This is a genomic window from Coralliovum pocilloporae (assembly GCF_030845175.1).
Taxonomy (GTDB): domain Bacteria; phylum Pseudomonadota; class Alphaproteobacteria; order Rhizobiales; family Cohaesibacteraceae; genus Coralliovum; species Coralliovum pocilloporae.
Genome location: NZ_CP132542.1, coordinates 788,626 through 803,080 on the forward strand (window position 1 = coordinate 788,626; position 14,455 = coordinate 803,080).

General features: G+C 54.5%; 6 protein-coding genes and 1 tRNA gene. 2 read left to right on the forward strand and 5 right to left on the reverse strand.

The features are described 5' to 3' along the window. Positions 1 to 42: 42 nt before the first annotated feature. A complete protein-coding gene (locus RA157_RS03755; RefSeq protein ID WP_350335139.1) occupies positions 43 to 1,275 on the forward strand; it encodes a coiled-coil domain-containing protein in 1,233 nt (410 codons plus the stop codon). A 120-nt stretch (positions 1,276 to 1,395) separates the two neighbouring features. Further along, complete coding sequence (locus RA157_RS03760) at positions 1,396 to 2,436, forward strand: trans-3-hydroxy-L-proline dehydratase (RefSeq protein WP_350335140.1); 1,041 nt, start codon at positions 1,396 to 1,398, stop codon at positions 2,434 to 2,436. Positions 2,437 to 2,509: 73 nt separating this feature from the next. Here RA157_RS03760 and RA157_RS03765 read toward each other — a convergent pair whose 3' ends face one another. The 5 genes from RA157_RS03765 to RA157_RS03785 form a co-directional block, all read right to left on the reverse strand. Beyond that, on the reverse strand, positions 2,510 to 3,637 hold the full coding sequence (locus RA157_RS03765) for a polysaccharide biosynthesis/export family protein (RefSeq protein WP_350335141.1): 1,128 nt from the start codon (positions 3,635 to 3,637) through the stop codon (positions 2,510 to 2,512). Between the two features lie 316 nt (positions 3,638 to 3,953). Further along, a complete protein-coding gene (locus tag RA157_RS03770) occupies positions 3,954 to 5,351 on the reverse strand; it encodes an aminotransferase class I/II-fold pyridoxal phosphate-dependent enzyme (protein WP_350335142.1) in 1,398 nt (465 codons plus the stop codon). Continuing rightward, positions 5,352 to 12,878, reverse strand: a complete 7,527-nt coding sequence (locus tag RA157_RS03775; protein WP_350335143.1) for an SDR family NAD(P)-dependent oxidoreductase — start codon at positions 12,876 to 12,878, stop codon at positions 5,352 to 5,354. Positions 12,879 to 13,221: 343 nt separating this feature from the next. Next, a complete protein-coding gene (locus tag RA157_RS03780; RefSeq protein ID WP_350335144.1) occupies positions 13,222 to 14,157 on the reverse strand; it encodes an AraC family transcriptional regulator in 936 nt (311 codons plus the stop codon). Positions 14,158 to 14,371: 214 nt separating this feature from the next. Beyond that, positions 14,372 to 14,446 (reverse strand) — tRNA-Glu (locus RA157_RS03785). Positions 14,447 to 14,455 lie beyond the last annotated feature (9 nt).

The following is a 14,455-nucleotide window of genomic DNA, read 5'->3' on the forward strand; positions in this document are numbered from 1 at the left end:
ACAGACCTGCCCTATTGGTAATAGAGTACACAGAGGCGTTTGATGATACTGGCCGCGATGTATTTTGCTCTGGGACTGTTTACAGCAGTTCTTATGGTCATCTTCGCCCTGCCCCGTATCTGGCGCCGTGCAGAGCGCCTGACTGCCCGACGTATTGAAGCCGAATTACCCGTTACCTGGTCAGAGATTCAGGCTGAAAAAGACCGCATCCGTGCCGATTATGCCGTGGAAACCCGCAAGGCCGAGATGGCCCGGGATGCATTGCGTGCAAAGTCCCTTGAACAAAGCCTCACTCTCAAGGAACGTCAGGACGAACTGAATGCGGCACACAAGCAGATCGTTATCCTTGAGGAAACAATTTCTGATTTCGAAGACCGACTTGAGGACGCTCGGAATACGTCGCTGGTCAAGGAAGATCAGGTTAACAGGCTCTCCGCGGACCTGAAGGACATCAGACGGTCAAAAGACAGCAGTGACACCAAACAGCGCGAGAAAAGCCAGCAACTGGATGCCGCTCAAAAAGATTATCACGAAAGCAAGCTGAAGATCGCTGCACTTGAAACCGAACTGACGACACTCACATCCAAATATGAGCAAGTCAAAACCCAGCAGAGTGCCGACAGCATCAAACAGGCTTCGCTGGAAACAGAGCTCGCTCTTGCCAAAGATAGCGCGAAGAGAGGCGATGAGCGGCAGGTCGTGCTCCAGGCGGAAATTGACGAACTCGCGTCAAGACTGGCCTCTCGTGATGAGAAAATCACTGAGCTTGAAACCCGCAAGCCAAGTATCCCCGCTGCCACGGAAACACCGCCTGAGCTTCATGAGCTGGAAGACAGGTTGCGCACCTCCGAAATGCGGCGCCTGGAAGCAGAGGCAAGGCTGGCTGCCCTGACATTGCGATCATCCAATCTGCTGGTCGATGATGATCAGGAGCTGGATGCCATTACAGCCCTTGAGAAAGACCGCCTCCAGCTCACCGAGCGTCTGGAAGGCGCAGAAGCCAAACAGAAATCTCTTGAAGATGTCATCGCGGATCTGAAGAGCAAGCCAACAGCCAAAACCGCAGTGTCCCGCGCAGTGAAAACACAGGAAGAGGTTCTCACGCGCATCAACGATATCGCGGCCCATGTCATCAGGATCGCAGCGGCTCAGGATAGTACATCAGAGAAAACCCAGCTCACCGACAAGATTTCGGAACTGAGCAGGAACCGCCCATCAGGAACCGGCTCCAGACGCGGCTTGAAAACGCTGACTGACACGATACTCTCAAAATAGAGACCGCACTGAGTCTGGTGCTTTAACATATTGTTTTCAAAGCGAGCTTGTACCCGAAAAGTCTGTCAATTTTTCGGAAGCGCGCTTTAGTCTTCTTTCTTGAGCAAGGAGTGGGCCGTTATGCGCGCGTCACACACCATTCATGTTGTCAGCTGCCATGCGGAAGGTGAGGTTGGCGATGTTATTGTAGGCGGTGTCGCGCCTCCTCCAGGAGCCACAATCTGGGAACAGTCCCGCTGGATAGCCAGCGATCAGACCTTGCGTAATTTTGTCCTCAATGAGCCGCGAGGCGGCGTCTTCCGTCATGTAAACCTGCTGGTCCCCCCCAAACATCCCGATGCGGATATGGCATGGATCATCATGGAGCCGGAAGACACACCGCCGATGTCGGGCTCCAACAGCATGTGCGTCTCGACAGTCCTGCTTGAGACCGGAATTCTGCCCATGTCTGCCGAAGGCCCCACGGAGCTGACGCTTGAGGCTCCAGGAGGTCTGATAAAGGTACGGGCTGACTGTGCCAACAGCCAGGTCAATCAGGTCACCATCACCAATGTCCCTTCCTTCGCAGACAAGCTGGACGCCCATCTGGAGGTGCCCGGCATAGGAACACTGACCGTTGATACGGCTTATGGCGGGGACAGCTTCGTTCTTGCAGATGCCCAGGCCCTTGACTTCTCGATATCACCTGATGAAGCACGAGACATTGCTGAAATGGGTGTACGGATCACCAATGCGGCAAATGAGCAGCTTGGCTTTACTCATCCGGAACAGACGGACTGGGATCACATTTCCTTCTGTCAGCTGACGATGCCGATTGAACAGAAGGACGGCGTTACTGTCGGGCGCAATGCGGTGGCTATCCAGCCGGCAAAGCTCGACCGGTCTCCGTGCGGTACCGGATGCAGTGCACGGATGGCTGTTCTGAATGCCAAAGGCATACTTAAGCCGGGAGATCCCTTCAGGGGAGTTTCGATTATCAATTCCATCTTCAACTGCAGCATTGTCGATGAGACACAGGTTGGAGGCAGGAGTGCAATCATACCCGAAATTTCAGGGCGGGCCTGGATCACGGGCATACATCAGCACATGCTAGATCCTGATGATCCCTGGCCTGGCGGCTATCGGCTGTCAGATACATGGCCAAAGAAAATGGCACCCTGACAAGGGTGCCATAAACAGCAATTAACGTGTCCCTGCCAACGGCAGTATTTAAACGCGAGAGCACGCGGTCACTCTAGTTTCCAATTCCGTCAAATGTCCTTGCCGTCGAAAGCCCAGAGTTGATAATCGCAATAAACTTCGACAGCTCGCGACCAACCGAGTTGGCAACATAGACAACATCCTTGTCACGCAGGAACAGGGATTGGGCATAGAAATAGGCTTTCGGATCCCGCATCGTAATACGGTAGATCAGCGGCACACGCTCATGATCAAGCTGCGCTCCATCTTCCAGAAGAGCTGCCGCAACATTGGGATTTTCAAACCGGAAAATAAACACACCCATAGAGTCGGCACGATTATCATCCAGACCACCAACCCGGCCCAGACCTTCAATCAGAGACACACGATCCTTGCCGAACGGATATTCACCTACTTTCGGCACAGCCCCGAATGCAGTGAATGTCGGTGGTTCATGGCTGATAAAAAGCTGATCCTCGGGCTGAAGATAGATATTCTCGCCTGGCGACTCAATAATGCCTTTCAGCAGCATCGTCGCTTTCCGGCCCTCACGAACCAGCGTGACAGTCGTCTCACTGGCAATATGAGCATTACCACCCGCCAGCGCTATCGCATCAGTCACTTTACTGCCAAGAGCCGGGATTGGAAAACGACCAGGGGACCGGACATCACCGCTGACGGTAATCAAGGTACTCTGGCTTTCCTGAACTGTGACGATCACCTGAGGGTCAACAGCTTTGTCTTTCAACGCTCGGGTCAAGGTCGCCTGAAGAGCCTCAGGGGACAGCCCTCTAACCTGAACAGATCCGACATAAGGGATATTAATCGCTCCGGACTGGCCAACTGCAAAAGGACCCAGTTCCGCCCGAGACTGACCCGGCACACTGAACAGCTTGTTCTGCCCTGGCTCCCAGACAACAATGGAGAGAACATCACCGGTTCCAATTTGGGCACGACCCGGCTGCCAGACACGACCTGAGAACTGACGCCTGAGACCTGCAGGCTGGAATGAAGACAGGATCGATATCGCGCGATCATCCACGTCAACAATACGGTATCCAAAAGCCGCCGCTTCGCTGGCTGGATCCTTTTCCTGCTGTTCAATTTCAGATGTGATCGGCCCTGAAGACGGCAGAAACGAGCACCCGGAAACCACAGCGGAACAGGCAACAACCAGTGCCATGATATGCGTTCTTACTGACAAGTTACGGTTCCCCAAATACTCAGCTTCTTCACCCCTGAATCCGCCGCCCCTTTTACCCTGCTTTCTGCGGTCACGCAATGCCAGTTTCGTCCGTTAGCACTGGCCAGAACATAAATTCTGGCTGGCAAAGATCGCACAAGGCGGAAAGCAAAATATTGAATTTACGGACGTTTATTGGATTCAAGCAGTTACTCTCATAAAAACATCGACCAACAGATTAGCAATAGACCGGTTTCTGACACGTTAAATACAGCATATTGCCGCACCGTCCAAATTCGCCTGCCAGACAGAGCCGCTACTGGCTTTTGGCCTGCTGCTGAACGATTTTGGCAATGGACGACAGGCTGGGCGGGTTAGCCTCAAAAGCCTTCAGCTCTTCAGAAAGCAGACGCACCGCTTCCCGCATCTGGTCTTCCGTATGATAACATGTGACAAAGAACCTCAGACGAGCGGACTTCTCAGGCACGGCCGGGTAAATGATCGGCAGAACATTGACCCCTCGTTCCAGCATTCGTACGGCGAGAATGCCGGCTTTTGCTGAATCACCAAGCATGACCGGAACGACCGCATAACCCTGGCTTGGCCCTATATCAAACCCGGCGTCCTGCAAGGTCTCCAGAAGAAATCTGCCATTCCTCTGAACGTTCGCAACCCGCTCAGGCTCAGCAGTCAGAAGCTGGAGCGCCCGCAGAACGGAGGCCGCCAACAAGGGTGGCAAGCCCACACTGAACACAAACCCGGCAGCAGAATACTTGATCAGTTCAATCAGTTCCGCTGAACCGGCAATATACCCGCCGCATCCGGCAAGTGATTTTGAAAATGTGCCCATCCAGATATCAACCCTGGACGGGTCAACACCGAAATGCTCTGCAAGACCGCGACCCGTCTTACCCAGAACCCCCAGAGAATGGGCCTCATCAACCATCAGCCATGCATTGTAGCGTTCCTTAAGACCCAGCAGACGCGGCAGATCGGGGAAATCACCATCCATGGAATAAACACCCTCAACGACAATGAGGATGCGCTGATATTGAGACGCCCGTTCACTCAGAATCCGCTCAAGCGCATCATAATCCCCATGGGGGAAAACCTGACGCGCGGCACCGGACAAACGCGCGCCCGTGACAATGCTGTTATGAATGAAGGAATCATGCAGGATGAGATCCTGCTCCCCTAGCAAACAATCAATCGTCGAAACATTTGTCGCATGGCCGGAAACGAAGGCGACAGCGCTTTCCACATTGTAGAAATCCGCAAGTGCCTGTTCCAGTTCGGCATGGATCGGCCTTTCACCAGCAACGATCCGGCTTGCAGACGCAGAAATACCATACTGCGCCATGGCATCAGAGGCCGCAGCGAGAATTTCCGGATGCCCATTCAGGCCAAGATAGTCATAGGTTGAGAAATTCAGACACGTCCTGCCGGACATGACACTGGTCGCACCCGCCAGACCATCATGTTCCCGGAAATAGGGACTGTCCAGATTCAGTAACTGGCCGACCGTTTTCTGGAGCTGGAGTTCCTGATAGCTGGTCAATGTCTTGAAGTCAGCCATCCCGCTCCGCCCCGGGACAGTCTGCACACGCTCAGCCACCGCTCTCGTATCAGACTGCCCGGCACGGCTCTGTCGTGCCAGTTTCAAAGCCGCAGCCTTACGGTCTTCGGAGAGCTTTCTGCGATCACTTCTGGCCATCTACGCTCTCCCGGATACACTTCCACTGGCATCACGGACAACTGTCTTCAACGCAGCCTTGTCCACGTCATCAACGAGATGCTGATTGATCAGAACATCCATATCATCATCAGAATTTTGCGCACCACCAAGGGCTTTGGCAACAATCTGAAGAGCAAGATCATTCAATGTTGTCCCACCAGAAAGCGAGACAATCGGCAGGTTAATACCAATTTTCCGCTGCACACCCATACGGAGCTCAAGCCCCATCAGGGAATCCATACCGAACTCAGATAATGGTCTCTGAACATTGATATCCTCAAGCGGCAGTCGAAGAATCTGGGCCAGCTCGACAGCAAGCAGTTCAGCAACCAGCAGCCGCGCATCAGCTTCACTGTGACCGGAAATCAATTCAAGCAGATCAAGGCTACCTTCATCAGGACCGCGCAGGGACAATCCGTCCATGAAGTCAGCAAATCGTGGTGTCTTCACTACCGCTAGCTCATTTGCAGCCGTAGACCAGTCGATACGCCCGATATAGTAGACACCGGCTCCGTCAGTCTGTCCGTCGCGCACAAGCACAGAGCTCAGGATGTCCAGCCCTTCCCGGGCACCTATGGCAGCTTCGCCAAGTTTCTGGGACAGAATATCGCCCACATCCGTGTTGCGAGCGAGATACCCCACATCACCAATAGCGCCCCAACCAACAGCAAGACCAGGCAATCCAGCCTGCCGGCGTTTGCGCACCAGGCCTTCAAGATAGGAATTGGCAGCCACATAGTTGGCCTGCCCCGGATTACCGACCAGCGTTGTGGCTGAAGAAAACAGAATAAAGAAATCCAGGGCATCATCGCGGGTCAGAGCATCAAGATTGTCTGCACCAGCTACTTTCGGCTCAAGTACAGCCCGGAAACGGCTCTCATCAAGCTGGGTCAGCAAGGCATCATCCAGCACCATGGCAGCATGAACAATACCTGTGAGCGGCCCTTTGGCGCGCATGTCTGAGAGAACTGAATCAAGCGCTGCCCTGTCAGCCGCATCACAGGCCATAGCCTCTACATGCACACCACGGGCCTCGCAGGATTCGATAAGAGCCTGATGATCCTCTGATATCGTTCCTGATCGACTGGTCAGCACAACATGGTGGGCACCATTGTCGACCAGCCAGCGACAGATCTCCAGACCAAAACCGCCAAGTCCGCCAACAACCAGAACCGAACCATCCGGGCTGATTGCAAATTCCTCCCGAACAGCCTGCCCCGGCCAGGCCTCACGCCTTGGCGGCGTCACAACAATCTTGCCGATATGCCCTGACTGCTGCATAAGCCGGAATGCATCGATAACGGCTTCTCCGCCGAACTGGCGATAGGGAAGAGGAAACAGGTCGCCTGCGGCAAACAGATCCAGAACCTCGGAAAACAGTCTGGAGGCAAGCGCACGCTCATAGACCAGAAGCTGATCTGCATCGATACCGAAATAGGAGACATTGCGGCGGAACGGGCGCAGCGCGATCTTGGTGTTGCCGTAGTAGTCACGCTTGCCCAGTTCAAGGAAGCGCCCGAATGGCTTGACCAGGCGGATGCTGTGTTCCATCGCATCACCCGCGAGAGAGTTCAGCACAAGGTCAACACCCTCACCACCTGTCAGGTCCAGTATGTCATCGACAAACTGCAGGGATCTTGAATCAAAGACATGCTCAACTCCGAGCGTTCTCAGCAGAGCCCGTTTCTCAGGAGACCCTGCGGTCGCGATAATCCGCGCACCCTTGAGCTGGGCCAATTGAATGGCCGCAAGGCCCACGCCACCAGCGCCACCATGGATCAGAAGCCACTCATCCTCCTGAAGGCGCCCGAGATGATACAGCGCATAATAGCTGGTGAGGAATGTGACGGGTATGGTCGCGGCAGCAACCGGATCAAGGCCTTCCGGCAGCGAGACAGCCGCATAGGCAGGAACAATCGTGTGAGATGCGAAACAGGCAGATGCGAAGGCGACAACCATGTCTCCTTCCTGAAGATGGCTGACACCCTCACTGACGGAGACAACGCGACCACTGCATTCAAGCCCGAGGGTCGGTCCGGAAAAACCGTCTTCAAGAGCTTCATCCGGCAGAAGGCCAAGAGCCCACATGACGTCCCGGAAATTGAGGCCTGTTGCAAGAATTTCAATCTCGACTTCCCCGGCAGCGGGTGTCCGACGCTCCACAGGCTGCCAGTCAAGACGCGCAAGAGATCCGGCTCGGTCAAAGCCGAGGCACACCGCCTCCGCTGTTTGACCCGACTGTTGCGGCAACCCCTGAACAACGCGAGGAACCCGTAACTCGCCCGAGCGGACAAGCAACTCACTCTCTGAACCAAGTTCACCAAGCACGGATATAATACGATCAGCCGTTGCCTGCGCCGTCTCGCCGATTGCAAGATCAACACAGCGGAGATCCAGATCAGGTGCTTCGTTCTGCACAACACGCATCAGACCACTGATTGCAGCCTGTTGCGGATCAAGAACGGCAGCATTCTCCAGAAGATTCTGGTTCAAACCTGATGGAGCCAGCGCGATCACGCGCATATCCTGCCCATCGGCAGCGGAACAGAGTGCAGAGAAGAAGGCTCCACGTCTGGCCAGGGACGAAACCACATCATCCGCAGATGCAAAGGCTCCGTTCAAACCGATCAGGAAACGTTGATCTGCCTGCGCCCAGTCCGGCACAGCAAAGGCATCAGACCAGGTTCCCGACCGGGATAGAACATCCACATCACGACCATCGACAATAGTGACCGCGGCACCATGGGATTTCCAGTGCTCCGACAGAGCTTCGGCCACATCAAACCCGTAGCTGTCGTCAACAACAAGCAGGTAAGCCAGCCCATCCTGATCATGATCGGAATGCAAAGGCACCACATCCGCAGCGGTACGCTCAAAGTGACCTTTGAGGGTTGAGAATTTACGGCCTGATACAACAGTTTCTGAAGACACGACATCTGTTGCTCCCGCGTCTTCCAATACGGAGCGCCACTCCGATGCAGACCGCAAAGCGCCGATTGCATAACCAGCAACTGAGGTTTCAGAGAACCAGTTATCCAGCATGCCAAAGACAAGATCATGGAAACAATCAATGATCGGCTCTACGGCCACGATCGGTGCACCCGACGCCAGGACCGGCTTGAGGAATCTGAGGTCGGGCTGTTCAAGCGTGTGCAGATAGAGTCCACCGACCGAACAGACAAGATCGAATGGTCCCTTTGACTGGAGAATGCCGGTTGAACCGCTGATATCAATGATCTCTATCGGAAGGTCAGGATCAAGCCCGCCCTTCAGGCGCGACGCTGTCTGCGCATCCGTTTCAGCAACAACAATCTGGCAGTTGTCAATCGCCAGGTCATCAAGCAGCGCAATGGCCAGTTCCACCCCGGCTCCACCAAGATCCAGAATCCGCAAAGGCTCTCCGGACGCAGGCGTCTGAAGATAATGCCGAACCAGATCACGGCAATGCTCAATCCGGGCCTTTACATCCGGGGACCCCTGACAGAAGTGGTCAACAAGTGCCGTCGAGAACGCCTGATCGTCATGCTCACCAGCAAAGAGAGCATGCGCCCGTTCAACGGCTCGTGCCAACAGCGTGACAGAAGCGATCTCATCGGGATGATCTTCCAGAACCGTTGCAATCAGAGAGGCAAAATCGGGAATATCATCAGTGTCCGGCAGGAGCCAGACCCCATCCTCTACACTGGCAAATCCACCGTCTTCGAGATGCACCAGCAGTGAAGACGCATAACTCCGCAGAGTTGACGGTATCCGAGATAAATCGACAACCCCATCGTCACCGACCAACGGCAGAAGCAGTTCACGTGCGCCGCAGCGAGCAGCAAGCTCCACCAGAAGGCGGCTCTCCGACTCTTCATCTTCCTCAACCGGCAAAGCGGCCGCATCCCGCTCCACAAACAGAGACTGATGAACCTGATCCGGGCTGCGCAGCCGGAGAGAAATCTCACGATAAATCAGATCGTCACTCTTCTCGCGCCGACCAAAAGCCGCGGCCTTGAAGCGCGCGCCAGCAACTTCGGCAACCAGGTCTCCATCAGCGCCAAACAATCTGAAATCCGCAAGAATGGACTGGTTCGACTTGCGCCTGATTGAGATGTCACACCTGACAATAGCCTGGTCCTTCCTAAAGACCTGGATACCATCAAAGCGAACCGGAACATAAGCATCGGAGTCGTGCAGATCGGCATCACGGCCAAACAAGGCAAAGAGGCCATGAAAGCTGCTGTCGAGAATTGCAGGATGAAGAATGAAGTCCTGATCATCAGCGACCGGAACAGGCTGTTTCAATCTGACTTGTATCTGTCCCCCTGAAGACAGAGAGACCTGCTCTACAAGGCGGAAACAGGGGCCATACTGAAGGCCATGCGCCATTGCTCCGTCATACAGAACGTCACCGGAAACAGTTCCTTCTTCCGAGTAATCAACGCCTGCGTCAAAGCCGCCTGCCAATCTGTGCCGTCCCTCGAGAAGACGGCCTTTTGCATGCAGCGAATACTCGTCTCCTGACAGACGCTGACGGCTCATTATTTCAACAGTGCCAGTTTCTGGAGAAATCTGCGTACGGACCTCGAGGAGATGCTCCTCACTCAAAATCATCGGCTGAATGATATCAAGGTCGATCAACTCAATATCATCTGTCCCAAGCCATTCCTGACCCGCGGCCAGCGCCATTTCTACATAACCTGCACCGGGGAAAATGGTCAGATCATCGATCACGTGATCTGAAAGCAGCGGCAGGACGAGAACATCCACATGATTTTCCCACGCCAGCGCTTCAACATTCAAGCGCCATCCAAGCAACGGGTTCTTCAACCCCTGGAAGAGGCCTGTTGACCCCTCTCCTGTCAGCTTGAAGCGGAATGCCTGTGTCTGCCATGGATAGAATGGCAGCGGCAACGGCTTGTCCGGGGCCTTACCAAAAACATGCGCCCGGTCGAGAGAAACATCCTGGATCAGGGCGTCAGCGATAATCGCTCGGACCGGATCTCCGGCAAATTCCAGGTCACCAGCACGCGGTTTTACAAGACTATGTAACGCAACAGCCGGATGACCACCGGACTTGGCGATATCCCGAACATAGGATTTGAGAACCGGGCGCGGGCCAATCTCGACAAAAGACGTGCAGCCCTTTTCAAGGCTCGCGGACACAGCGTCCAGGAATGCCACCGGTTGGCGAACATTTCGCCACCAGTAGGCACCATCCAGTTCGGTCCCTTCAACGCACGCGCCGGTCACCGTCGACACCATGTCAACAATCGTCCTGGATGGATCAAGCTGCCCAACCAGATCCATAAAAGACTGTTCCGCAGGATCAATGAGAGAACTGTGGAACGGATAGTTCAGATCAAGCGCCTTGCAGATCCAGCCTGCCCCGTCAGCAACCTCGACCAACGCCTCAATCGAAGGCCGGGGGCCCGAGATGGTAACCGACTGCGCAGAGTTGACCGCGGCCACTTCGAGATCCGAAAGCTCCGCGTCTTCCAGCGCTTTACGGGCCGCCGTCTCAGACAGCATCAAAGCGGCCATGGTCCCGGTTCCAGCAATCAACTCCTGAGATGTGCTGCGCTGGAGGATCACATGGCAGGCCTGCTCTCTGGAGAGAGCACCGGAAATGCAGGCCGCAGCAACTTCACCAACACTGTGCCCAAGCACCAGATCAGGTTTAAGGCCTTCTTCTGACAGGGCATCCGTCAACGCGACCTGAACCGCAAACAACAAAGGCTGTGCAATCTCGGTTCGGAACAGATCGTCGGCAAGTGTGTCGCGCTGCAGTGCCTCGCGCAGGGACCATCCACTCAGATCCGAGAACAGTGCGTCCAAGGCGTCAAAAGACCGCCGGAACGTTGCATTGCGCGCATAGGCGTCACACCCCATGCCAGCCCATTGAGATCCATTGCCGGAATAGACAAAAGCAACTTTGCCCGCCCCGTTACCGCCTGTTCCCTGCCAAAGGCCAAGGCCTTCGGCATTTGCAATGTTATCCAGCGCCGCCGGGATATCATCAACAGCTGAGCAATCCACGACCAGCCGTTCGGAGAAGTGCTCCCTCCGCTGCTCGACGGCAGACGCAAGGAGTTGAGCAGAGATGCCCGGATTGTCGTTGAACTGCTGACCGACTGATGACGCCAGCTCTTCAAGTGCGTTGCGGGACTGTGCGGTCAGCATCAGATAGCCCCGGCCACCCTCACCACCAGAGCTCTTGCTGTCAGCTTCAGCATTCCCGATGGGCAATGGATCCGAGATGACCACATGCGCATTTGTCCCGCCAAAGCCAAACGAATTCACCCCGGCAAATCGACGCTTGCCGGTGCGCGGCAGTTCAACGGCCTCGGCTGCAACAGCCAGATTCAGTTCGTCAAAAGGAATGTCCGGATTTGGCTCTTCGAAATGGAGTGATTTCGGCAGCTTGTTGTGCTGCAGGGACAGAACGGCCTTGGCAAGTCCTGCCAGACCGGACGCCGGCTCAAGATGGCCGATATTGGTTTTGACCGAACCTATCGGCAACGGAGTTGAACGCTCTTTGCCAAGAACAGCGCCAATGGAACCGGCTTCAGCCGGATCCCCGACACGGGTTCCGGTACCATGAGCCTCAACAAAGGCCACATCATCCGCTTCAATGCCAAGGTCTGCATAAACGCTCTGCAAAAGAGCAGCCTGACGCTCTGCAGATGGCAAAGACAAACCACTGGTGCGACCGTCCGAGTTCACACCTGAGCCGACAATAACGGCATCAGTCTTCTGACCAGACCATCGCTCGGCATCGGGCCGTCGCAGAATGAAAGCAAAACAGCCTTCAGCGCGAACATATCCTGCGCCCTTGGCATCAAAGGCACGACACAACCCTTCAGGCGACAGCATCGTTGCCTGGGAAAAGCCCACAAACGGAAACGGGCTGACGAGCAGGTTCACGCCAGCAACAACTGCAGTCTCCACACGACCGGATTGAAGATCCTGCATCGCCTCATTCAGGGCAACAAGCGAAGACGAACAGGCCGTATCAACGGTAAAACTCGGACCGCGAAAATCAAAAATATAAGACAAGCGGTTAGACAGGATAGACAGGGTGTTCCCCGTCATGAAATGGGCACCGACAACACTCTGGTCCAGAAAAGCCTGGTTGGCATAATCCAACCCTGAGGCCCCGACATAAACACCGATATCATCACCCGCGAGCGCAGACGGTTTGACACCGGCATCCTCAAGCGCAGTCCAGATGACCTGAAGAGCAATTCTCTGCTGCGGATCCATCTGCTCCGCTTCTCGAGGCGACAGTCCCAGGACACCAGGATCAAAACCCCAGATATCCCGCATGACACCGGCACGAAACGTATAACTCTTGCCGGTTTCCTGGGTACGGGGGTGATAGAAGACCCGCGCATCCCATCGATCTCTCGGGATTTCCGTGATCGCGCACCGACCAGAGTTCAGCAAGTCCCAGAATTCAGACTTATTATCTGCACCTGGAGCCCGGCAAGCCCAGCCACATATTTCAATATGTGTTGTCAAAATAAGTCCCTAAAGTCTTCAAGCGTCCCAACCGCAAACCCGCCCAATGAATCAGGATGGCAGATTGCTGCTCATAAATCAGCAAAACATGCATTGCACAAGAGCTTATCACACTCCTGATGACCATGAATGTATAATCACAATTTCTGAAAGACACAAAGAGGTTGTTGCGCTGCAAAATTGATTAAACAGCAAGACAAATTCAAACATCTCGCTTATTGAATTCATTTACATGGCACGTCAGCCAAATGGCATCAGAGAACTGACGCCCTCAAGAAATTCAGGAAGCCAAGAAGAACCAAAAGGTTAGCGTCTTAGGGTCGAACCTCATTGCCCACAAACGTCAGGATGCAAGCACATGAGCCCGTCGGAAATGCGACGGCCCGACACCGGTGACCTTCTTGAAAACCCGGCTAAAGGCAGCGGTCGATTCATATCCTGCAGCTTCAGCAATGATTTCAATGGAATCCGCCCCATCCTGCAGCATGCGTTGCGCGCGCCTGATACGCCATGTGGTCATATACTGAAGCGGCGTCATACCGACCAGATCCCGGAACCGGCCCACATAGACAGTCCTTGACATGCCAGCGACCCGCGCAAGCTGCTCAAGACTCCATTTCCCGGCAGGGTCTGCATGAAACTTCTGCAAAGATCGGCCGATCTGTTTATCAGAGACCGCCGCCACAAAGTTCCCGGTTCTCTGACGATCCCGGCTCCAGACACGAATGGCCTGAATGAAGAGGATCTCTGAAAGGCGCTGGACTGATGCTGAACCACCCGGACGATCAGCGCGCGATTCATAGGCCAGACATTTCAAGGCCTCATTGAACCAGGAAAATTCCACAGCATCCTGACCCCGGATTACAATATAGTCAGGCAATTGCTCAAAGAGCGGATGATCATACCCGGGATCATACTCGAAGTGGCCACAAACAAGATCCGTTGTTTCTTCCTCGCCGCTGCCGAGAACCATGATCCCTTCACCAGTGAAACCTGATTCCCGCAACGCCTCATCAAGACTGAATGCACTTCGTCCTGGCTCATCATGTAATGTATGAGAAGAGCCGTTCGGAATGAGGATCAGATCCCCCTCCATCAGCTGCACTTCCTCGGTTGCGTCTCCGACCCGGACCCAACAGGTGCCCGAAATCGCCAGATGAAACCGAACAACATTGTTATATTCAGGAACAGCCACGCCCCAGGGCGGGTGAAATTTGGTGGTAAAGTAAAGGCAACCGCGGAAGCGGAATGTATCCAAAATATCGCTGAGTACATCCATAACATTCAACCTGTTCTAAGCGTTCCCGGTTGCCCCGATTTCAGAAGAACATAAGGGCCACTCTATCTGCACAAATTATAGGCAGCAGAGCGCGCAGCAACAAGATGGCCGTACGATCAGTCAAAAAAACAGGACGAACGAGCACAAATCAGACAGTAGAAATGCGTAAGGAACACAGATCTTACGAGATGAAACGACAATGTTCTGGGAAGAATGGCACGCCCAAGGGGAATCGAACCCCTGTTTCCGCCGTGAAAGGGCGGCGTCCTAACCGCTAGACGATGGGCGCGCAGCTGCG